Annotated in this window: 17 protein-coding genes; 3 read left to right on the top strand and 14 right to left on the bottom strand. The window is 39.2% G+C overall.

What is annotated here, in order from left to right; genetic code table 11:
- Positions 1 to 14: 14 nt before the first annotated feature.
- The 6 genes from AY601_RS13670 to AY601_RS13695 all read right to left on the bottom strand — a co-directional run bounded on the left by AY601_RS13670 (position 15) and on the right by AY601_RS13695 (position 6,332).
- Positions 15 to 407 (bottom strand): cupin domain-containing protein, encoded by a 393-nt coding sequence (locus AY601_RS13670; protein WP_068402017.1) that lies wholly within the window; start codon positions 405 to 407, stop codon positions 15 to 17.
- A 12-nt stretch (positions 408 to 419) separates the two neighbouring features.
- Positions 420 to 803, bottom strand: coding sequence for a tautomerase family protein (locus tag AY601_RS13675; protein WP_068402019.1), 384 nt, complete (start codon positions 801 to 803; stop codon positions 420 to 422).
- Positions 804 to 915: 112 nt separating this feature from the next.
- The gene (locus tag AY601_RS13680; RefSeq protein ID WP_198163520.1) at positions 916 to 2,079 is read right to left on the bottom strand and encodes a PepSY-associated TM helix domain-containing protein; all 1,164 of its coding nucleotides are present in this window, start codon (positions 2,077 to 2,079) and stop codon (positions 916 to 918) included.
- A gap of 6 nt (positions 2,080 to 2,085) precedes the next feature.
- Complete coding sequence (locus AY601_RS13685; protein WP_198163521.1) at positions 2,086 to 4,638, bottom strand: TonB-dependent siderophore receptor; 2,553 nt, start codon at positions 4,636 to 4,638, stop codon at positions 2,086 to 2,088.
- A gap of 139 nt (positions 4,639 to 4,777) precedes the next feature.
- A complete protein-coding gene (locus tag AY601_RS13690) occupies positions 4,778 to 5,740 on the bottom strand; it encodes a FecR family protein (RefSeq protein ID WP_068402023.1) in 963 nt (320 codons plus the stop codon).
- A gap of 76 nt (positions 5,741 to 5,816) precedes the next feature.
- Positions 5,817 to 6,332 carry an RNA polymerase sigma-70 factor gene (locus AY601_RS13695; RefSeq protein ID WP_068402025.1) on the bottom strand — a complete coding sequence of 172 codons (516 nt, stop codon included), beginning with the start codon at positions 6,330 to 6,332 and terminating at the stop codon, positions 5,817 to 5,819.
- 224 nt (positions 6,333 to 6,556) lie between these two features.
- Between AY601_RS13695 and AY601_RS13700 the strand changes: the two genes are divergently transcribed.
- Complete coding sequence (locus tag AY601_RS13700) at positions 6,557 to 7,138, top strand: Crp/Fnr family transcriptional regulator (RefSeq protein WP_068402027.1); 582 nt, start codon at positions 6,557 to 6,559, stop codon at positions 7,136 to 7,138.
- Between the two features lie 68 nt (positions 7,139 to 7,206).
- Positions 7,207 to 8,235 (top strand): alpha/beta hydrolase family protein, encoded by a 1,029-nt coding sequence (locus tag AY601_RS13705; protein ID WP_198163522.1) that lies wholly within the window; start codon positions 7,207 to 7,209, stop codon positions 8,233 to 8,235.
- Positions 8,236 to 8,324: 89 nt separating this feature from the next.
- Here the strand turns inward: AY601_RS13705 and AY601_RS13710 are convergent, their stop codons facing one another.
- The 8 genes from AY601_RS13710 to AY601_RS13745 form a co-directional block, all read right to left on the bottom strand.
- On the bottom strand, positions 8,325 to 10,097 hold the full coding sequence (locus AY601_RS13710; RefSeq protein ID WP_068407538.1) for a glycoside hydrolase family 9 protein: 1,773 nt from the start codon (positions 10,095 to 10,097) through the stop codon (positions 8,325 to 8,327).
- A 4-nt stretch (positions 10,098 to 10,101) separates the two neighbouring features.
- Entirely contained in the window at positions 10,102 to 10,650 is a 549-nt protein-coding gene (locus AY601_RS13715) for a hypothetical protein (RefSeq protein WP_068402031.1), read from the bottom strand.
- A 203-nt stretch (positions 10,651 to 10,853) separates the two neighbouring features.
- On the bottom strand, positions 10,854 to 11,966 hold the full coding sequence (locus AY601_RS13720) for an IPT/TIG domain-containing protein (RefSeq protein ID WP_084359256.1): 1,113 nt from the start codon (positions 11,964 to 11,966) through the stop codon (positions 10,854 to 10,856).
- Positions 11,967 to 11,971: 5 nt separating this feature from the next.
- Positions 11,972 to 13,555, bottom strand: a complete 1,584-nt coding sequence (locus AY601_RS13725; protein WP_068402035.1) for a RagB/SusD family nutrient uptake outer membrane protein — start codon at positions 13,553 to 13,555, stop codon at positions 11,972 to 11,974.
- 23 nt (positions 13,556 to 13,578) lie between these two features.
- Entirely contained in the window at positions 13,579 to 16,989 is a 3,411-nt protein-coding gene (locus AY601_RS13730; RefSeq protein ID WP_157287922.1) for a TonB-dependent receptor, read from the bottom strand.
- A 263-nt stretch (positions 16,990 to 17,252) separates the two neighbouring features.
- On the bottom strand, positions 17,253 to 18,416 hold the full coding sequence (locus AY601_RS13735) for a FecR family protein (RefSeq protein ID WP_068402039.1): 1,164 nt from the start codon (positions 18,414 to 18,416) through the stop codon (positions 17,253 to 17,255).
- Positions 18,417 to 18,507: 91 nt separating this feature from the next.
- Positions 18,508 to 19,092: an RNA polymerase sigma-70 factor gene (locus AY601_RS13740; protein ID WP_068402040.1), complete on the bottom strand. Its 585-nt coding sequence runs from the start codon at positions 19,090 to 19,092 to the stop codon at positions 18,508 to 18,510.
- 104 nt (positions 19,093 to 19,196) lie between these two features.
- Positions 19,197 to 20,963: a DUF885 family protein gene (locus tag AY601_RS13745; protein WP_068402042.1), complete on the bottom strand. Its 1,767-nt coding sequence runs from the start codon at positions 20,961 to 20,963 to the stop codon at positions 19,197 to 19,199.
- A 204-nt stretch (positions 20,964 to 21,167) separates the two neighbouring features.
- Between AY601_RS13745 and AY601_RS13750 the strand changes: the two genes are divergently transcribed.
- On the top strand, positions 21,168 to 23,525 hold the full coding sequence (locus AY601_RS13750) for a glycoside hydrolase family 127 protein (RefSeq protein ID WP_068402044.1): 2,358 nt from the start codon (positions 21,168 to 21,170) through the stop codon (positions 23,523 to 23,525).
- Positions 23,526 to 23,532: the final 7 nt, after the last annotated feature.

Here is a 23,532-nt window from a genome sequence, read left to right on the forward strand (position 1 = left end):
TATAAAATAGATCATCAAAGCGGAGAGCAATACTCTTCATCAGTCACTTTACTTATAATTACTCCCTCATCTTTTTCCATCTGTATTGCCAGGTGAGAGAACATACTTTGCGACGTTGCACCATGCCAATGTTCTTCACCGGGATAAATAATAACCAGATCGCCTGGTTGCATCAATTGCTTTACCTCATTTCGTTTCTGAACATATCCAATGCCGCTTTCAGCTATTAAGATTTGTACTGTAGGATGCTTATGCCAGTGAGTTATAGCTCCTGGTTCAAATGTGACAGCGGATAAAGTGCAGCCTATGCTGGATTCATTTATCAGACTACTGATCCATACGATTCCATTAATATATTTTTCAGGGGCTGGTAAGGTGACAATTTGCTTGATATCTATCTTTTTCATGACTTGTATAAATTATTTTATCATTTGCGCTTTGCCCAGCCCGAATGACCAATTTTCAAATGGAGTTTCATTTAAAACTATGATGATATCATTTGCTGAAATATGGGTTCTTAAACTAATTTTCTGTACAATAACAGCATAAAGTGATTTTTTCATTTCTACAGTACGACCTGAACCACAGATAATCTGAATATATATCAGATCAGAAAGGTGTGAGATATCCAGATAGGATTCAGGAAATATCAGATTTTCAGGTGATACTGGATGTATAACTTGAAAGTAATCATTTACAGGAATGCTGAATATTTCAATCAGGCTTTCATGTACTGAATAAGATATTTTTTCTTTCAATCCCCTGGAGTAATTCTCAGGTAAGTAAATATTCACAAACGGCATAATTTTCTTTTATATACAACAAAATTAGTCGTTTAAAATATTCTGGTCTTGTAAAATATTGCGCTATAAATAAAGAAGAAGATATACTTTATGGAACTTCCAAAAATGCCAATTACAAAACTGGAAGCCTTTGATTGCAGGCTACCTTCCTTTTACCCCATTTTTTATTGTACCAGATCAAAAAACCAGTTAATGGTAGAGAAGCAGAGATCAGTGATCCCATAAAGGCAAGTATTTTACCAGGCAACCCCAGAATACTTCCCGTGTGAATGTCGTAATTCATAGAACTGAATTTCTCCCCATTACTCTTATCTTCAAAAGTACTGGTTTTTAGTAATTGACCAGAAAGCATATTGTATTGCATAACAACCGTTTTTAAAGTTGGCTCGTAGCGCGCAAGTACAGTCACTTTAGACGATGTATCAGTTGGAAAATAAAAGTGATAAGCTTTAGCTTCCGGATATTTCTTTTTTATATCCGCGTAAATAAAGTCCAGACCTTTATTGTCCAAGGCTTTCTGAACAGCATGTACTGATACTATGGTCTTCTTTATGGAATGCTCACCTGTATCTAATAAATGCTGTAATCCGCGGTCCAGCACCGGAAATGCCCAAACCATTCCAGTAAAGGCAATCACCAGCCCCACACTAAAAGCATAGAAACCAAGAATATTATGAAGGTCATAGTTCTTGCGTTTTAAACCACTATTCGCCTTCCATTTAAACCAAAAACGAACACGTCTTGCCTTTTTATTTTTTGGCCACCATAAATAAAGTCCCGTCAATAGTGAAAGTACATACAACAAGGTCACCACACCAACAATCGGTTGCCCCAGTTGTGTTTTTAACAACAAGCTCCAATGTAAATACAATATGACACGAAAAAATTCAAATTCCGATTGCTCATGCAAGACTAACTGTCCCGTATAAGGATCCAAGAATAATGATTCATAAAACTTCTTTTCATTCCAATACCAGTACCCCTGATTCGTATCCTCCCGGTAAGACCTGAATTGCCAAGTCTTACCGGGAGCATTACTAATCTCCAAAGCCGATACAGGTTTATCTTTACCCCATATACCCTTTGCCTTTTGCACCATATCCTGCATAGATAGCCGGTTCTCAGAAACCGGCCTCACCTCCAACCTGTCTGCATAAACAAAAGGTCTGATCTCCTCTACAAAAACGAGGACACAACCAGTCAAGCCTAATATAATAACGACTACTCCTGATAAAAGCCCGATCCACAAATGGATAAAAATTAATATTTTTTTCAATTTCATTTAAAAACGGAACGAGAGATTGACTGCTAAATTTGCTGGTGCTTGTGAATTAGCCCAACTGTCCCAATATTTCTTATTAAAGATATTATTGGCTTTAACCTGTATACCCCAAGCTTGTCTGTTATAAAATACTACAGCATTGGCCAAAGTATAGGATGGAATAAAAAACTGATTATCTGAAGCTTTATACATTTTATCTACGTAATTCATACCTGCACCAAATCCCAGTCCCTTAAGTTGATTCTGGAAGGTATAAGAAGCCCAGAAATTTGCTACATTTTCCGGTGCATTTCCGGCTTTGTTACCATCTATTTTAGCATCTAAAGCAGCTCTTACTATACGATTGTCATTGTAAGCATAACCTGCAAGGATATTCAGACCTGGCAGTGGTTGTGTAATTAACTCCAAATCAACTCCCTTGCTCAACTGCTTACCATCCTGTATAGTAAACAGTTCCTCATTCATACGTGTAGCGTTGTCAATATTAATCCGGTAATAGCTAGCTGTAAAACTCAATTTCTTTTCGAAAAGCTCCGCTTTGATACCGCCCTCTGCCTGAGTAGCAAATAAAGGATCTAAAACTTGTCGCGTTCCATTAGGTTGTGAAACTGGAGAGACGTTTTGAAAGCCACTCATGTAATTAGCAAAAAGTGATAACGATTTTGGTATAAGTTCGTAAACCAGACCGAATTTAGGTGCAAAAGAAGTTTGCTTAAATCCATCTTCGTCACCTTCCACTGCTTGTCTCTTATAGTGATCAACCCGTAGTGATAACATCGCCGAAAGGCGAGGCAACACATTAATCATATCTGATGCATAAACACTGGCAGTCTGCTGTGTGGGTGAAGGAAATGGTTCAAAGCTTACCAGCTTATCAATCTGCTGACTAACTATTGGTTTAAAGGGCTTTGTTACGTCAATCTTATCAATAGTTTGTATATCTGCAAATAGAAAACTCGAAGTATAGTGACGATAATTCGCTCCGATCAAAAGGTTATGCGTCAAACCTCCTGTTTTCACCTTACCGTTAAAATTTTGTTGAATATTTGTGTATCCGTTATAAACCGGACCATATACATAGGAAGCTCTTGTAGCCATACTTGGTGACGACCAGATCACAAGCCGCTGATAACTATGATCCACATTTTCAGATACAAAAGAAAAAAGCGTCGTTGACTTAAAATTAGCTGACAACTTATAAACTGCTTCGGCAAACACACGTGTAGCATAATTTTTCACATCCACATTATCATGAAACAATGTTTTCCTGTAGTCCAGTAACAGGTCGCTGGGCTGCTTAATATCCGCAGACCGGAATACATAGTTCATAGGCTGTGTATTGTGTACCTGCAACAATTCGGCATCCACGTTCAATGTCAGCTTTTCATTCACATGATAAGTAATACTTGGCGCAAATAAAAAAGTATTGTTAAACCCGTAATCAAGAAAACTCCTTTCCCGGTTCGAGGCCGCGTTAACCCTGAATAATACTTTTTTCTCCTTATCTAATGGTGTATTGACATCTATAGTAAGCCGGTTCAAACCAAAGCTGCCTGTTGTATAGCTCACTTCTGTTCGTTTGGCTTCTATTGGCTTTTTTGTGACCACATTGACCACACCACCGAAAGAAGATACAGAAGCACCAAACAAAGTACCAGAAGGACCTTTCATAACTTCAATACGCTCAATATTTGCCAAATCTACGGCAGAACGGTCTGAGGTAGATTCCATCCCGTTACGGGCATTAATTCCTGTTCCAAAACCTCTGAAGTAAGCACTAACGCCACCAGAAGGATTGGTAACAGCTACTGCCCCGCCAGCATTACGCAACGCATCTGCTACCGTTACAGTGACCTGTTCCTGCATCAGCTGTTTGGTCACTACACTATAAACCTGTGGATTTTCCAGATTTGTTAATGGTAAACGAGACACATATTCTGTTGTCTTATTTGCAAACCTGTTGACGCGTTCCCCATTGACCACTACTTCCTGCAATGCTCTCATATCTTCGTATAGCGTAAACGAAATCTTAACTATTTCATTTGACGCAACAGTAACTTCTTGCTCCTGCCCTTTTAAGCCAACATACTTAGCGCTAACTTTATAAGTTCCAACTTCCACATTGGTAAAACTAAAATGGCCATTTTCATCTGCCTGAACTTTTCTGTTATCAATGTCCACATTTACATATGCAGCAGGAAGACCATCACTTGTCAGGACTTTACCCATAATCGTTCCCTTGCCTTTTGATGGCTGGAGATTAATCTGGTTTCCTTTTACCTCTATCCGGCGGATCTCATTCGGAAATATTTCCTGAAGGATATCTTCTAAAGTCGCATTCTGATTAGATAAGCTGATTTTTCTATTCACATCCAACAAATCCGGACTGTAAATAAAGTTGCATCCTACCTTAGTTTCTATTTCTTCCAAAGCTTGGGAGATACTGACATTATTAACCTGAAGATTGATACGTTTTTTTAGTATAGTTGATTGTGCACTGGCTGAAAGCGAGATAAAAATAGTTAAAGTGAGTAAAAGAATTGTTTTCGACACAAGCGAAAACAACCTTATGCTAAATAGCAAAAAGTTCATATTTTTGATTAAAAGTAATGTGATTGAATATATTTCATTGCTTATACCCGGTGAACAACTTTGGCGATGCGTACACCGGGTATTTTATTTAAAATTGTATTTATCTGGACAATGTAACCTCCTTATCTTTGATTTGGTATTTTATATTAAGCGCAAAGCTGATACCCTGCAGGACATCAATTAATGAGGGATTATTATCAAACCGGGCTTTCAATCTATAATTTGCTAATTCAGGATCACTCAGATGGATTTGAACGGCATACCAACGTTCCAGTTCAGCTGTAACCTCGCTTAACTTAGTGTCGTTAAAAACCATGACACCCTTTGTCCATGCAATCTTATTTGCACTGTTAACCACAGACTGGACAAGGGAGTGACCGTCAAACACACCCTGCATATTGGCGTGCAAGATCAAGGTATCTATGCATCCTGCTGCTGTAAACTGTACTCTGCCTTCTTCAACATTTAACTTATCGAAATAGCCTTTCCAACTCTGAATATTAAATCGGGTACCCAAAACACGTGTAGTTGTCTGTTTGGTTTGTACATAGAATGGTTTCTCAGGATTCTTTGCCACTTCAAAAAAAGCTTCTCCATTCAGAAATATTCTTCTTTCTGTTTTCGAAAAGTTCTTTGGATATCTTAACCTGCTTCCTGCATTGAGGTATACCTTAGTTCCATCAGACAAAGTTATACTCGCTTTTTTTCCAAGTGGAAGAACCAATTCCTGATAAACTAATAAAGGGGTAGCAGGAGATTGATTGTTTAAGACATATATGCCCAATCCAATTGTTAAAATAAGTATTGCAGTAATTGCGAACCCTCTGAACCAGATCGGCATCCGGACAATCTTAGCGGATTGTTGGATTTCGTTTTCTTCTTGCCTGGCCTGAGCAATACGCTGCCATAACTGATCTTTCATTATTGATTCTGGCTCCGGAGAACGAAGTTTGTAAGATTCTTCAGGTATTCCCTCAGACATCCATTGCTCTACTGCCTTCCGTTCCGCTGGGGTACATAGACCCGCCCAATATTTTTCTAACAAATGATGATCTAGCGACATGAACACTTTTAAGATACAAGTCGGTGATCAGGGGATTTACCCTTAGTCAAAAAAGAATTTATTTTTCAGCACGTCCTTAATGCAAATAAGTCTTAAGAAAGCGTAACGCTTTGGTTAAATGTGCTTCTACAGTTTTTTCAGAAATCTCAAGCTGTTCAGCAATTTCAGGTATACTCAGGCCACTATTCCGGGATAAAGTATATACTTGTTTGCACCTGCAGGGCAGTCTGTTAACTAGTCCATCAACGAAATGATCCAGATCTCTGAAGAGAATGGTTTCCTCTGTATTGTTAATCCTTTCACAGAAATTTTCTGAAAGGCAATGGTTCTGATTCTCTCGTTTAAATTTTTCACGGTAATAGTCACTAACTTTAATACGGGCCGCACGGAACAAATAATATTCCATACGTGTTTCGATCTGAAGACCGTCTCTGCGTCTCCAGAGAGAATGAAAGATATCCTGGACGATGTCCATAGCAATCTCATCATCCTTGATATGGTGTTGACAAAAAGCAACCAGTGGCTTCCAATACAGATCGAACAAGGCACGAAAACTTGCATCGTCGATCTGATTCAGCAATTTATCACCCATATTAACCCTTAGAATTTCCACAAATCAGTTGCTTATCTATAAACAGAGCAAATATAATTTTTTACTTGGAATAAGTCTAAATAGTTTTCATAATCTTATTTCTTACTTATACTGGCATGCTCTTGCCAATAGCAGGTTAATATTCGCTGCTAATTCAATAGTTTTAAAACTTTGTTTAATTTCAAGAGCTATTATATAATTAATTTTTACTTCAGATCTTACATATGGATGAAAATAAGTTCGGGCAATTGAGAAAGTATCTCACAAATCATATTCATGTTAATGATGAAATGTTTTCTGCTTTTTGTAGCAAATTTAAATTCAAAACTTTTCAGCGCAATGAAATACTGCTGAAAGCGGGTGATATCTGCTCCCATATGTATTTCGTAAAAAGTGGATGTCTTCGAATTTTTATGTTGGATGCCGAAGGTAAAGAATCGACACGTTTTCTTGTATTTGAAGATAAATTCGGCACAGCTTTTCCAAGCTTCACCCTACAGGAGCCTTCTTTAGCATTTATCCAGAGTTTGGAGACATCCAAAGTTTTATACATCAGTTATCGCGATTTTCAACAACTGCTTAATGATTACCCCGAATGGGAAAGGGTATATCGGATCAACCTTGAAAAAGACTATATAGACTCTATCAAAAGAATTGAAAGTTTAATCACTGTTGGTGCTAAAGACCGTTATAAACTGTTGATAAGTAATAACCAGACGCTAATCAAAAGACTATCCTCAAAAATTGTTGCCGATTATCTGGGTATATCTCAGGAAACATTGAGCAGGCTCAAGTCAAAAAAATGAATTTGTTGACTTTTGTCAATCTTTATTCGGGATATTATCCAGTGATTTGTTTTTTAACAACCTCTTTTATGTTTAAGAAAATTACTTTTTTAATAATATTTCTACCCTATATTACTTTTGCCCAAAGTTCCGCTATTGGCCAAAAGACCTTTTACTATAAGGACTCAGTAAGGAACAGACCAGTAATCACCGAAATTTGGTATCCTACAGATGCAGACATCAATAAAGCGTATACGCCTCCCGAATATCCTTTTATTCGCATCTCAACTATTCATAACGCCCCTGTTCCCCGAAAAAAAACACCATTGATCATGCTTTCACATGGGACTGGTGGAGGGCGCTTAAATATGGAATGGCTAGCCATTATACTTGTTAAGAGAGGATTCATTGTTGCCGCGGTTGACCATTGGGGAAACACTTATGATCATAAAATAGCGATGGATTTTGTGACCCCATGGAAGAGGGCGCAGGATATTAGCTTTGCTTTGACTCAGTTATTGCAAACCAGGGAGCTTGATCAGGCAATTGACAGCGAGCGTATTGGTGCAGCCGGTTTTTCCATAGGTGGCTATACTGTTATTGCGCTTGCGGGTGCTAAACTAGATTTGGAGGCTTTAACTAATTTTACTGAAACGCCTCTTGGTTTGAAAGAATTTGCATTGCCCGAATTCCCTAACCTTAAAGCAATGATCAATAAGGAAGAGGTCAAGGCTTCATTCCAAAAAGCTACTAACCTGAAGGATAAACGAATAAAAGCTTTTTTTGCTATTTGTCCCGCAATTGGTCAGGGATTTACGACTCAAAAACAGTTTGAATCTATTCATGACCCTGTTTATATCGTTGGAGCACAAAGCGATAGTATTACCCCAATAAAAACAAATGCTTTACATTATCAAAAGATGATCAAACAATCAAAACTATTAATCATACCAGGCAAAACAGGCCATTATGTATTTTTAAATGAGGCCAAAAGTCAATTGAAAGAAAATGAGAGGCTATTTTTCACAGACGACAAAACCGTAAACAGAAATGCTGTACATCAGCAAGTGGGTAACGAAGCCGCATCTTTTTTCCATAATGTTTTAGATGGTAATTAATTTCAGCATTGATTTGGGCATAAAAACACCTCGTCTTTACAGTTAGTCGTGAAAGTTTATGCCTTTACGAAATCCGTTTTACCTGTAAATTACTTTGCATTATTATTTCCTGTCTTTTGTAAACATTCCAGCGCATTTGCAAGATAAACCAGAGGAGCATTCCAATTGATAGCAATTTCATTACTTGCATAAGAGGCAACATCATCCAGATAGGATAGTTCCGGCTCCGCATATTTATATTTTAATCCATCCTGCTTTTCCCGATTAGGTCCGCCAACAAGCAGTCCAGGAACCGGGTCAACAACACCATCTGCAAAAGACGGCCGGTGATGTGGATTCATGGGCGATTTGGTACCAATACCAGTTACAAAAGAATAACCAGTTGCATTTCTTCCCAAAATATAATCCAGATTACCAACTGCCCCATTCAGGTAAGCTTTATTTTGTGTAAATAAATAAGCATTGATGAGCAGTACCCCTTGATTCGTGGCAACAGAATTGCTTCCCCATACAAAGTCAGAAAGCGAACTACCCATCACTATACCATAGGCATTAGTTTTCCGGGCCACGAGGTAACGATCTGCAATAGTAAGTACTTTTTTCTTTAAGATACTGGTCATACTTTGATACACTCCGGGAAGTTTACTTTGACATCTGATCAGGGAATAATACCCTAAGATACCAACGTTATTCCATCCTGGTAAACTCACAGGTGCATTCAGTCGCGAAAAAAAAGCATCAAAATATTTTTTCTCACCGGTAGATGTCAGTAGTTCTGCAGAAGCCCAGATCCATTCATCTTCGAAATTTTTATCCCCATAAGCACCCGTACTTACCTTCAGGTTGAACATTTTGTTCATCAGATCCTGGTCGTAAGCCAAATTCGGATTTTTGATGGACCAATTCCACGCCAGAACAGCGGCAGAAAGACAACTATCCGCCAACCCGGGATATTGTTCAGGAAAATCCCTTAAGATACGGGATGCTTGAGCTGCAACCCCGGCCATATTAAGCGCTGCGGCAGTACCTTTTGCGACTACATAGCGGGCAGATAAAGCTTGCGCTGGCATAATCATCGCATCGAAATCAAGATTTGTACATTTATTATATACACCTCCGTCATCAGGATCCTGCATTTTCAGCATCCAGCGTAAATTGCAGATGGCCTCGGTCAATATGTCCGGCACCTTATTTTTCGCATTTGGAATGCTGGCTTTCAGACTAAGAAAATAGTCAGGAAAGTCTTCGTAGGCTGAAAGTAAAGTTGCAGTAGAAATTCCACTGTTGACAATATACTTATTGTAATCACCTGCATCATACCACCCTCCTTCAACATTAATCCGGCTATCTGCCTTACGGTTTTTAGAGACGGCTGATGGATGAATATGAACCGACGTATCCGGATGACCGGAAGCCCGGTACCACTTTCCCGCATAATTTTTATCAAGCGTTGAAGAAGCCCGTTGGTAATAAAATGCTTTCAGCGCCGCTACTGCAAGCTCTTGATGCACATGATCTGCAATACTGAAAGCCGGAGATTCACCAACTCCTGGAATTCGGATCAAGTAGGTTCCCGGCCGGTCAAAGTCACTAAAATCTGCTATCCTGACCTTAATATCGGAATATCCTGTGCTTTTCGCCTCAGACATTGATCCCGTATAAACCCGCTTCCTGCCTGGTAAGGTAACCAGATCGAAACTGTTTTCGGAAACAGCACTGGTTATTATAGCACTTTTATCTAAATTCGGATAAAATCCTGACTGATCTAAGAAGATATTGGAGTTTTCAGTCTCCTGTGCAAGCGCACCAGTTAAGTTCAGACTGAAAAGTATAAAAAGAGCATTGTAAAATCTAGATTTCATAAGACTATAAGTATTTTTCATAATCGGCCTGACTGATCACTTTGAGACTCACATCATCAATAAACATAGTCCCCGACACATAACCCAGTGCAAATAAAAGTTTTATCTTTGCAACACCTGGAGGAATGACATAGGCGCGTTCATAAAGCTTCCAATCCTGATCTCCTGTAACTGAGGCAATGTTAATTCCATTTCCGATTTTTACATCTGCCTTGTCAAGCATTTCAAAAAGGAAAAGAGCACCATTCCAATCCTCTTTCCCAACACTTACACCATCTGCTTTAATCCTGGCAGTCATCAGTATATATTGTGTACTCTTAGGGAGGGAAACGATTTGATGCATACCGGTCCATTTTAAGGGATCATGCGAAAATAAAGCGCTGCTCATTTTCCCAGTACTAAAAACGTAGGGTGTAACCTTTGCAGAATAATCAACCCATCCGCTGAGCTCATCTTCAAAACCGCCATTGGTCACCAGATTCTTTTGTGCCATAGCGTTATAATTGACTGTGAGCATAAAAATCCCCACAGACACATATTGTATAATTTTCATTGGAATATAATTGTTTTTTATCGGTAATGAAGCTTCCATGTGCTACTTGGTTCCTGTTCATTCTGGTTTGTATTCTGCTGCACATGGTGGTTTCATCAATATATAGTTTTGTTTTAACTGACCTGATTTATCCGGGGCAACAGTTTGAGATTCCATACTGCTGCTCCGGATAATGTTATCTAACTATTTTTACTGTTAAAGGATTAATATACACCAATATCATCCAGGAAAATTGTCTCTGGCGCATTACCGCTTAATTCCTGGAACCCAATCCAATTCAGACTGCTGGGTTTGCCCGGCTGAGTGGCATTTTGGAAACGCTCCAGAGGGACTACATAAGTTGTCCATTTGCCTGAATGCAGCACAATGCTTACCTGACGGTTGTCAAAATCGTTCAATCCAACCTTGATCACCTTACCTTCAGTACCTGCTGATCCATAAATAGAAAATTTAACGTAAGTCTTATCACTTAGGTCTACTGGATCGCCACTGCCAACGGCATATCCTGCATAATTGCCGGTATAGGTAACTTTGATGGAATGACTACCCCTTTTAACCAGCTCTGTATTGTTCACATCTCCAATGGCACCACCAAAATTAAAGTCATAACCGGCTGTTATTTTATCATCATAAAACAGATGTCTGAATCCAAAAGGTAATAATATCGGCACCGCTACCCCATCGTATGACATATATGGACCAGTGCCGGTTCCACCAGGAGTAGTTACACTTACTACACCAAGGGCAGCAGCAGGTACTGACACCTTAAGTTCTGTACTTGTTGCTGTTATAACCCTAGCATCTGCTGTACCAAATTTCACACTGGACACCTGATCAAAACGCAAACCAGTGATGGTCACGATATCTCCTTCATCTCCTGTAAACTGGCTTAATTCTGTGATAACCGGAGCAGGCTGCCTGATACTAAAATTAAAAGTTGTGGTACCCGATGCACTGGTCAGCGTGAGTTTGCCCGTTTGATTTATCCAGGATGCAGTAGCAGGAATCATAACCACAATGCTATGATCACTAAAAAGTGCCGTATTCAAATAGGCTTCTGTACCATTAAATTCGACCTTGTTCGTATACTTCAGATTTGCACCCTCGATCACATATGTACTACCGGCATCGCCAGAAGTAACAGTAGAATCTAAAGCAGTCTGTTTAGGATCTCCCGGCTTAACCAGGGTACGAACCCTTGTGATGACCGGTGCTCCCTTCCCTTCCGCATCTTTTTTACAGGAGGTCATAAAGATCAGCATGAAAAATAGTCCTGTCAGACAAACGACTATAGGATTTTTATATATGATTTTCATAATAACTATTTAAAATTGTAAGGTACCGGTGGCAATAATAATTTAGGATTGAGGGTGGACTCTGTGGTGGGATATGGCAAAAGAAAACTTGCATTAGTTGGCGTATATTTTTGTCCCCAAATAACTACAGGCGTAGTATTGCTATAAATCCCTCTTTCCTGATTAGCGATAACTGCGATTGCTTTAGGATGGGAAGTGACGTTAAATCCATCCATTCTGCCAAGATCAAACCAATAATCGGCCTCAAAAACAAATTCCATCCGGCGTTCCTGATAAATATCCTGAATTGACATTGTTGTTTTGGGGATCAATCCGGCCCGTTTTCTGATTTTATTAAACGGCAGTAGCGCAGTAGCATCAGAAGTACGCTCCGCACCAGCAAGAACAGCCTCCGCTTCAATTAAAAGGACATCCGCATACCGCATCAGATAGGTATTATTTGCAGTTGAAAATGCGGCTCCTTTACCAGCATTGTCCGTGGGTGTGCCTACCACATATTTTTTTATAAATGCAGGCATCCCCTGCGCTACAGCACCAAGTGGCAGCTTATAGCCTCCTTTATCCTGGTTAATTTCCGGATAAACATCCCCCTGCATCATCACTGTGGGCTTTCTTCTCAGGTCACCAGGTTCATAAGCAGTTAATAAGTCGATTGAAGGCACAACACTGCCATATCCATCTCCGGTACCGGTAATTTCAGAATTATAGGCCAGGAAAGACTGTAAAGCATTTCCATGCCCATAAGCAGATCCGCCCAACCATTGAATAGCGGCTACACTTTCTTCATTATTGTTATTGGCTGTTTTGAATAAATCGCCATAAGTTTTCCCTGCAACATCTATCCCATACAATTTGAACTCGCCGCTATTGATCACCTGTTCTGCTTTAAGGCGGGCGTTGGGATAATCCCGCATATACAGATAAACTTTAGCCAATAGCGCAGTTGCTGATCCACTTGATACCCTACCCTGAGAAACAGATCCGGTTCTGATCATTTTAGTGCAGTTCTCTTCTGCAAACTTAAGATCATTAATAATGAACTGATAAATATCAGTTACCGGATTGGTATTAATCTGATAGTTGTTTACATGATCCAGACTATTTTCTATAATCGGTACATTTCCCCAGGTTCTCACCAAATAAAAATAAGCGATAGCACGCATGAACCTGGCTTCACCCAATGCATTATTTACTACTGTTGCCGGTACACTTGCGGGAACTTTCGCTTTCAGGTTATTAATGACTGCATTTGATTGGGCAACTACGCTGTACAAGGAATTCCATGCCGACAACAATTGGGTATTGTCGCCAGTTACTGAGAAGTTGCCAAAGTTGATTACATCGGGAGAATAGGTATGTGCATTACCGCTTAACAATTCAGAGATACACCACGAAGCTTTCGCATTCCAGTCAAACCATGGAGAATTGTATAAGGCCGTAGTGCTGGCCTGTACCTGCTCTGTATTCTGGTAAAAATTATCAGTACTGAGCGCATCCTGAGGCGGAATATTAAAAAAGTCTTTTTTACAGCTGCTGCTCACAGTGGCTATAAAAATAAAGCAACCTATATAGATGAGATATGATTTCATTTTCTTAAAATAATTTATGGTGACTAAAATTGTGCGTTCATTCCAAAAGTGATAGTCCTGGCTATCGGATACCTGCCCAGGTCAATATTATTTAGAAGTGCGCTTTGATTCATTGCCCCGATTTCCGGATCGTACCCTTTATATTTTGTAAATGTGTAAAGATTCTGCACACTTGAATACACTTTCAGATTGGTGAGTTTTAGTTTTTTGATCCATGCTGAAGGTACTTTGTAACCAAGACTAACGTTTTGAATCCTTAAAAAGGACCCGCTCTCCACATATCTGTCAGAGACCAGCAGGTTTGGATTGTCAATCCCGATTTTCGGTGCAGGAATATTGGAATTTGGATTTTGAGGTGTCCAGAAATTGCTGTAGGCAGCATATTGGTTCTGATAAACAGCCGCCAGGTTACCCATAGTATTGTTCAGCAAATTCATAATTCTCGAACCATAAGATCCGTTTAAGAACAATGTAAAATCAAAGGATTTGTAACTGAAGGTATTGGTAATCCCATAGGTAAATTTAGGATTAGGGTTACCAATCTCAGTACGATCCTTCTCGTCTATTTTACCGTCACCATTGATATCCACATATTGAACGTCACCAAGCCATGTACTGCTGCTGTTATTCGCTACAAGCCTGCCAAACTGCACAGGCGCAGACTGAAGTTGTTCGTCTGTTTTAAAAATACCTTTTACTTTATAACCATAAAACTCACCAACTGATCCACCTACTACTGTACGGGTAACAGGTGTTTGCAGATAGGCGCTGGTTACAGTTCCGAACAGCTCAGTAAGCCCATTCCCCAATTCCTTCACTTCATTTTTATAATGAGAAAAAACCAAAGTTGTATTCCATTTAAAATGCTCATTACTGATATTGTGTGAACTGATACTTAAATCAAAACCTACATTATTTATTTTTCCAAGATTCACATAAGGTGGGTTGATACCACCTAAATAATCAGGCCCGCCCACCAGGTATGCAGGAAGTGCCAGTTGAAACAGAAAGTCCTTTGATGTTTTTTTATAAAAATCCAGACTTGTACTGATTTTACCATTCAGGAAATTCATATCAATCCCACCATTATACTGAATTGATGTTTGCCACTTTAATGCCTTATTATCAATTCGTCCTGCCAGAAAACCTGTACCCAAACCTGTTTGAGATGACTTCAATAAAGAACTGTACAAATAATTAGGAATATCCTGATTACCAACTTCCCCATATCCAAAGCGGATTTTAATTCCATTCACAACTTTATTGATCCCCTGCATAAATGGTTCCTCAGCTAATTTCCAGGATGCGGCAAAAGAAGGAAAATAGCCAGATTGTGATCCTTCAGCAAACTTAGAAGTCTTGTCTTTCCGGATCGTAGACGTCAGGCTATACTTTGAAGCGTAGGTATAGATGGCACGGGCATATATTGATTCTTGTCGCTGTGTACCAATATATTCATCATTGGTCGCAGTGATGGCCTGCCCCAGATTCAGGGATTGTACATCATTACTGTAAAAGCCCTGACGTGTTCCTTCAATACCTCTCCAGGTAGATTCCTGAACTTCATAACCTAAGATTGCATTCAGGTTATGCTGCTGTCCGAAAGTATGGTTATAATTCAGGTATTCTTTCCAGATCAGAAATGTACTTTGCTGATGGCGCTCCTTTAAAGAAGCTGTTGGATTGGTGAAACGCCCCCATGAATAGCTTGGTGTAAAAACATTGTTGTCTGAAAAGTTAAAGTCTCCACCCAGCTCTGACCTTAGAGACAGTCCTTTATAGAACTTTATTTCGTTATAAATATTCGTATTGATATTGCTCCTGTTCAGTTTATTTTTGATTTGCTGCGCTTGGGCCACTGGGTTTAAAGCGGCAGCGGATGCTAACGGATCTGATGCCGGAGGCCCTGTATAGCTACCATCAAGATTTGTTACTGCAAGATCAGGCCCCTGTAACAAAGCATTGTAAATAATACCATTGTTATCACTCGTAATTACATTTTCTGCCGAACGGTTTGCAGTCAGGGTAATTCCAAGCTTAAACCATTCCTTAACCTGGGCATCCACATTCGTACGCAGGCTATAGCGACGAAAATCAGAGCCAATAACTGTACCATCCTGCCCAAGATATCCACCTGAGATATAATAATTAAGGCCTTCTTTACCACCAGAAACTGAAAGCTGATGACTTTGCTGAGTAGCAGTCCTGAAAATTTCTTTTTGCCAGTTTGTACCTTCTCCTAATATTGAAGGGTCTGCAAATTCTGTTCTTCGTCCGGTTCCATAAATATCTCCCAATGAGTTTTGGAGTGTGGCATATTGTTTAAGATTCATCACATCCATATATTTTGCTACCCTTTGGAAACCCGTATAACCGTCGTAACTAATTACCGAGTTGCCACTTTTACCTCGTTTGGTAGTGATAATAATCACCCCGTTAGAGGCCCTGTTTCCATAGATTGCAGTTGCAGATGCATCTTTTAATACATCAATAGACTCAATATCATTTGGATTGATCAAAGATAATGGACTAACGGTAGTCTGTGAATTCGCATTTGAGGAGGAAGCCTGCAAGGGCGATCGTCCACTTGTACTTTGGTTACTGGCATCACCCGAAATTGGCACCCCATCTATTACATACAAGGGTTCGTTACTGCCGCTTAAAGAAGTGATCCCCCGTACGCGAACGGAAGTATTGCTGCCAGGTGCTCCTGAATTCTGAGAAATGGTTAGTCCGGATGCCCTCCCTTGCAATAACTGATCAATGCTGACCTGAGGTACATTTGCAATATCAGCAGCCTTCACAGAAGAAATCGATCCGTTAATATCAGCCCGTTTTTGAGTTCCGTAACCAATCACTACGACATCATTGAGCACTGTAGTTTGCGGCTTTAATACTATATTCAGCACGTTCTTTTGACCAGCCGTGATTTCCTGAGTCTCCATGCCGATAAAGGAAAACACAAGGATTCCTGTGACTGACGGAACTGAGATTTTATATCTTCCGTTGATATCAGTTACCGCAGCGATCTTTGAACCCTTAACTTTAACAGCAACTCCTGGAAGTGTCACTCCTTTTTCATCACTCACGACACCAGAAACTTCGATCTCCTGAATTTGGGTAGCCAGCACTGGTAAATCCGTCGTCTTTTTAAGAATAATTGTTTTTTTAATGATCTTGAAATCAAGGTTTGTGTTTTTCAAAACCAGTCTCATAGCCTCTTCGATAGGCATATTGATTACATTTACATTGATTGCATATTTCTTATCGATGTCGGCACGCCTGAAAAGTAAATGGTAACCAGTCTGTTTTTCAATTTGCTTCAGGACAGAAACGATAGCTGTATTCGTATGTTTAAGTGTTAAATTCTGGCTAAAACTATTTGCGCTAACCTGCATTAAAGTCAGAATAAAAAAAAGCAAAGTTAGTCTCATTGTGAATAAGATTTGGTAAGAATCACGGCACAATACATGCCTGATCCTAAAGAATAAATTCATATCTTTATGGAGTTTGGGTTAAATTATAATGTCATCTCAATTGGCTTGCAAGTAACCTTTACAATGACCGGATGTGGTGCAAACACTATCCGGTTCTTTTTTAAAATGGCTACGCGAATGCATTATACGGTGTTGTAAAATTTCATCATATCGGGCTGTTTATTTGGTTAAAAAATATTGGTTTTATAAGGTTTTATATCTTATTCAATAATGGTAAGCAGACGATTGTGCAACTCATACTTTAATCCGGTAAATTGAAGCATACTCAGAATTTCTGAAAGTTCGGCATCTTTAGCTATCGTACCTGTGTAAAGTACTTTTGAGGGAGTACCTTTAAATACAACCTGAACATCATACCATCTGGATATTTGCCGGGCAATTTCTTCAATTTCCATATCTTTAAAGATAAACAGGTTGTTTCTCCAGGCCATTACTTCTTCCAGATCGATGTTGTCATTAACCTGTATGCCGGATACAGTTACACTGGCTTGTTGTCCTGGTTTTAAAAGTTTTGCAAATTTGCCTGAAGAAAGATGAATACTACCTTCTAAGAGAGTTGTTTTTTGACGGCCTTCATCTTCATAGTCCATTACATCGAAATGTGTTCCCAGCACACTGATCTCTGTTCCGCCTGAGAACACTTTAAAAGGCTGCTTCTGGTTCTTTGTAACTTCAAAATACACTTCACCAGTCATTTGTACTTTCCGTTCTGGCCCTATAAATGAAGTCGGGAACCTTAAACTGGATTTAGAATTTAACCAGGCTTTAGTTCCATCAGGTAATATAACACTGTATTTTCCTCCAACTGGCGTTGCAATAGTATTGTATGCTATTCTTGAGGTATTGTTCCAAGCTCCCTTTTTATAGCTTAGCTCCCCTTCGGCAGTTTTGACCACACTTACATTTTGCTGATCAGCTACTGTACCCAGATTCGCCTCAGTTAGTATCAATGAGGACCCGTCACCAAGTGTAAGCACAGCCTTGTTGCCACCTGGTTTAATATTTACAGCTTGAGCTGAATTAAGAATTTTCTTTGGAGAAAGTGACAAAGGATGGTGCATCCAAACAACCACCGTACTCAAAAACAGAAACAGTGATGCAGCAGCCACCAGGATTTTCCAGGAATAAATTGTTTTTTTGGGCAATGACTTCACATTTTGTTGCCCTTGTGTATCGATGTGATGGAGAATGCGTTCAAAAACTCTGTTCTCCATTAACTTGCGTTGTTCTTCTGACAGACCTGCAATATATTCCGGTACGCCATCCATACTGTCAAACCACTGGTTAACTTGCGCTGTCTCGCCAGGAGTACAACTACCTGAAAGATACTTTTTAAGTAAGGACACAGGGATTGATTTGCCCATAATGGTTTATAAATATATTTGGTTAGTTAAAGGTATAGTCGGTCAGGCAAGCCATTGCCCCCAAAAAAAAATAAAAAAAAGATGATGGAGCTTAAAACAATAACCAGGCAAAGGGTGAGGCTATCAGAATATACTTAAAATGTATTCTAAAAAGTTTTAAAGCATTTGTGATATGGTTCTCTACAGTCTTTTCAGAGAGCCCCAATAATTCAGCAATTTCCTTATTTGATTTATGCTGTTGCCTGCTCAGTTCAAATACCCTTCGGCATTTGGCAGGTAATTTCGACATGACCTGATTCACCCCCTCTTCCACCTCATGCAAAAACACCGTTTCTTCAGTGGTATTGGCAGTATCCTTATAATTAAAAGAAATCAATTCAAGATAGTTATTCTTCGTAGCCTCTTTAGCCAGATGGTCAATAACCGAATAGCGGATAGCCGTATGAAGATAAGCCTTCAGTTCACCTCTGATATTTATTTTTTTTCGATTAGTCCAGAATTTTGTGAAGAAATTCTGAATAATTTCTTCAGAAGCTTCTTTTGATCTTAATCTTTTATTGGTGATCAGATACAACTCATACCAATACCTGACATAAATTTCCTTGAAAGCAACGACATCATTTTCATTAAACAGGACGATCAGTTCCTCATCGGTATGGTTATGCCGGTTGCTCATAGTGAGTAAAATTATAAAAAAAATCGACATCCAATAAGAAATGAAATCTGGCAAAGCAGACTATAATCAAAATTATAATAATTTCATAGCCATCCTCTTATTCTTTACTTCCCGTAAAATTTCCATTCCGATGTGAAGTCTCTTTTCAGCGGTTGCCCAATTAAGGTTGCCCTGACCATTTCTATTGGAATGAGGTTTTCTTTCATTATCCGGTCATGAAATTCGAGGATACCCATTTTACCACTATCTACAAGTTCATGCTTTAGCGCCATCAATTGCATTCCGCCAATCATGTAAGCGACCTGATACAATGGACCATAATCGCCCTCAAAAGACCTGCGAACTTCTCCTTCTGCATTTGCTGGCTCATGCCCTACACGGTTAATCAGAAAATCAACACACTGTTCAGGTGTCCACTTTCCTAAATGATAATTTAAAGAGAAAATAATTCTTGCACAGCGGTGCATCCTCCAAAATAGCATTCCGATCCGCTCTTCGGGACTTTTGGCAAATCCTTTATCGTATAAAAGCAGCTCCCAATACAGTGTCCATCCCTCAATCCCGAACGGAGTAGTAAAAAGCTCCCGATAACTCTTATAGCGGCTATTCATATAATATTGCAAATGATGACCAGGTAGTAATTCATGCTGTACCGTACCTCTTGAAAAGTAGGGATTGTTACCCCGCATACTCATCAATTTATCTTCCTCATTCATATTCGCTGTCGGATAAGATATACTAATCTCCCTGCCACCTGTAAAAAAGGGATTAACTAACTGTCTTTCGGCAGACATCATTACCATCCCCCAGGTTTCTTCAGCAAGGCCAGGAATCGTAATTAGCTGATTTTTTTTGATAAAATCCAATGCATCATCCTGTAATTTCACAATCAATTCAGCTTGTTTACCGGGTACGACGAAACTTTCTTTAACTTTCTCCTGAGCCTTTTTCCAATCTTTTCCAAAACCCATTTCTGCAGAAGCCTTTAACAACTCCTGGTCACAAAATGCAAATTCCTTTTCTGCAATTTTAATAAGTTCTTCGGGCGTATAAGGAATCATTTCAGCATTGAGTTGAGCAATCAGCGCTGACTCTCCTATAGGACTTCCCTTTATTCCATAATTGACGCCTTTTTGAGCAGGTACAGCCGCCCCTTGATCAACAAAAAAGGTAGTATAATGATCTAATACTTGTACCAATGATTCATAAGGTTTAGGAATCCACCAATCGAATAAGGGGTCATAACCCTTATAAAATTCATAAACACCTTTTAATCTCATTTTCAGACCAAATATTGCTTCCCTGATATTTTTTAAACGCTCTTTATTCAGCGCTGACTTATTGATTGATGCGGCATTAAAAGAGGCCACTTCTTCGCGGATAGCATTCAGCTTTGCTGCAACAACCGGCCAGTCCATAGCTTTTCCTCTTCTTCTTTCCTTTTCCAATGCATAGATTCCGGGTGCAAAAGAAATATATTTAAGGATCGCCTTTTCATTTATTCCAGCCTTTTCCAATTCACCGGTTTCTTTTTTGATTTCCTTTTTCAATAGCAGGTAATCTACCTTTCCATAAATACTAAAAGAATCAAAATCCATTTGTTCCATTTCTTTCAAGTATTCATTTTGAATCAGCAGCAAGCGGCTTCGCTGTTCGGGGGAATAATAGATCCGGGCAACTTCGGGATAAGTGCCTTCTAAAATATAGGGGGAGTAAAAATCCTGGATAGCTTTTACATCCTTTTGATAAGTTATGATTGTGGTCCCCATTTCACTGGTTTGCTCATAGAGTCTGGACATTGCTTTTTCCTGAGAATAGATAGTGGATGGCAATAAGCACACCATCAAAAGTAATTTGTATAGTTTATTCATTTTGTAATCTTATTTATTCTGCCTGCAGTATTGTATTCGTCTCTATGTGACAATAAATGTCAAATTAAAATTTATTATTCATGATAAATAATCTTTAGGTTACACTGGATAAAATACAAGAACTATTGGCAAAATAATGCAATATCCAATACTTCCTAATTGCTTATTTTTATTTCCTTTAAGATAGAAACCAAAGTAAAAACCATGAACAGATTCCTTTGCACTAACCTATTGGTAACGGCGCTGCTGTACACTTTTTCAGCAACGGCCCAATCCTATGTACCGAGATTGAACGATACAAGGATGACCATTAAAAACGCTATTCCTATCAAAGCCTATGCTTTTCAGCTTTCGGAAGTATCACTCTTGGAAAGTCCATTCAAAACCGCAAGGAATGCAGATGTAAATTATCTGCTAAAAATAGAGCCAGATCGTTTATTAGCAGGCTTCAGAAGTAATGCAGGTTTGTCCGAAAAAGCAAAAAAATATGGTGGATGGGAATCTGACGGACTGGCCGGACATAGTCTTGGCCACTATCTGTCGGCCATTTCTTTTCAGTATGCCACCACTAAAGATAGTGAGCTGCTCCAAAGAATAAATTATATTGTAGACGAACTGATTACTTGTCAGAAAGCGCGTAAAACCGGGTACATTGGTGCGATTCCCAATGAAGATAATATTTGGGCAGAAGTAGCGAAAGGAGATATTAAAACCCGTGGTTTTGACCTGAATGGTGGATGGGCGCCCTGGTACACTGTTCATAAAATCATGGCTGGTTTACTGGATGCCTATTTGTATGCAGGGAATTCCAAAGCATTAATGGCTTCAAAAGATCTGGCTAAATGGACCGCTGCCACTATTAATCACCTTAGTGATGAACAAATACAAAAAATGCTTATTTGTGAATATGGCGGGATGGCTGAACCCCTGGTAAATCTATATGCCATTACCGGAGACAAGAAATACCTTGATCTTTCCTATAAATTCTATGACAGACAAGTTCTGGATCCATTGGCAGAACAGAAAGACATTTTGCCCGGAAAACATTCTAATACCCAAATTCCTAAAATCATTGCCAGTGCCAGAAGATATCAGCTTACCGGTGATCAAAAGGACTTGGCAATTGCAGATTTTTTCTGGAAAACAGTAGTTAATCATCATTCCTATGTAACGGGCGGCAATAGCAATTATGAATATTTGTCGGAGGCAGATAAGCTGAATGATAAACTTACGGAGAACACCACAGAAACCTGCAATACCTACAATATGCTTAAACTGACCCAACAGCTGTTTACGCTTAACCCTTCTTCAACATTCTTCGATTATTACGAAAAGGGATTATACAACCACATTCTAGCTTCTCAAAACCACCACACCGGTATGATGTGCTATTTTGTTCCCTTAAGAATGGGCGGTAAGAAAGAATATAGTGATCCCTACGACAGCTTTACCTGCTGTGTGGGTACAGGTATGGAAAACCATGTCAAATACAACGAAAGCATTTACTTTAAAGGTGCAGATGGAAGCTTATATGTAAACCTCTTTATCCCTTCTGTGTTGAACTGGAAAGACAAAGATCTAAAAATCACACAGAATTCTGACTTACCTTACGGAGATAAAACCACTCTGCTGATCAACAGGACCAAGTCTTCGAATTTTGCCATCAGGATCAGAAAGCCTAAGTGGTCGGCTAACATTAAAATACGAGTTAACGGAAAACCAGAAAATGGAATTGAAGAAAATGGGTACTATGTTATTCGCAGAAACTGGAAAAATAATGATAAGATAGAATATACCACACCCGAAAAATTGTATACAGAGTCCATGCCTGACAATCCTAACCGCAGGGCGGTATTTTATGGCCCCGTACTGCTGGCTGGCGACCTTGGTTTAACCGAACCAGATCCGATAAAAGGTATACCCGTATTTGTAAGTGCAGCACAAGATCCGAAAGAATGGTTAAAGATGGTGGACCAAAAACATCTTCGCTTTCAAACAACAGGTATTGCAAAACCTCATGATATAACACTCCTGCCATTCAATCAAACAGAAAACCAGCATTACAGCGTTTATTGGGATTTTTTCAGTCCTGAACAATGGTTAGTACAGCAAAAAGTGTACGAAGAACAAAGACAATTACAAAAAGAACTGGATGACAGAACCACCGATCTTTTCAGATTTGGAGAGATGCAACCTGAACGCGATCATAATTTCAAAGAAGAGAAAGCACAAACAGGCGAAGAGCACGGAAAAAAATGGCGGATAGCAGGAGAAGAAGGATTTCTTCAGTTTGATATGAAAATAGATTCTACCCGGTCCAACATACTCATAGCCTCTTATTGGGGAATGGATAACCGGGGCAGAAACTTTGACGTATTTGTTGATGGAACCAGGATTGCTACAGAGGATTTAAACAAGTATAAAGAAAGCCGTTTTTATGACATTTCTTATGAGATACCTGTTGCACTTACCAATGGTAAAAATAAAGTAACTGTAAAATTGGTTCCTAAACCAAAAAACAGTGCGGGACCTATTTATGTGATCCGCGCAGTTAAGAAATAACTTAAAG

The organism is Pedobacter cryoconitis (genome assembly GCF_001590605.1).
GTDB lineage: Bacteria > Bacteroidota > Bacteroidia > Sphingobacteriales > Sphingobacteriaceae > Pedobacter > Pedobacter cryoconitis_A.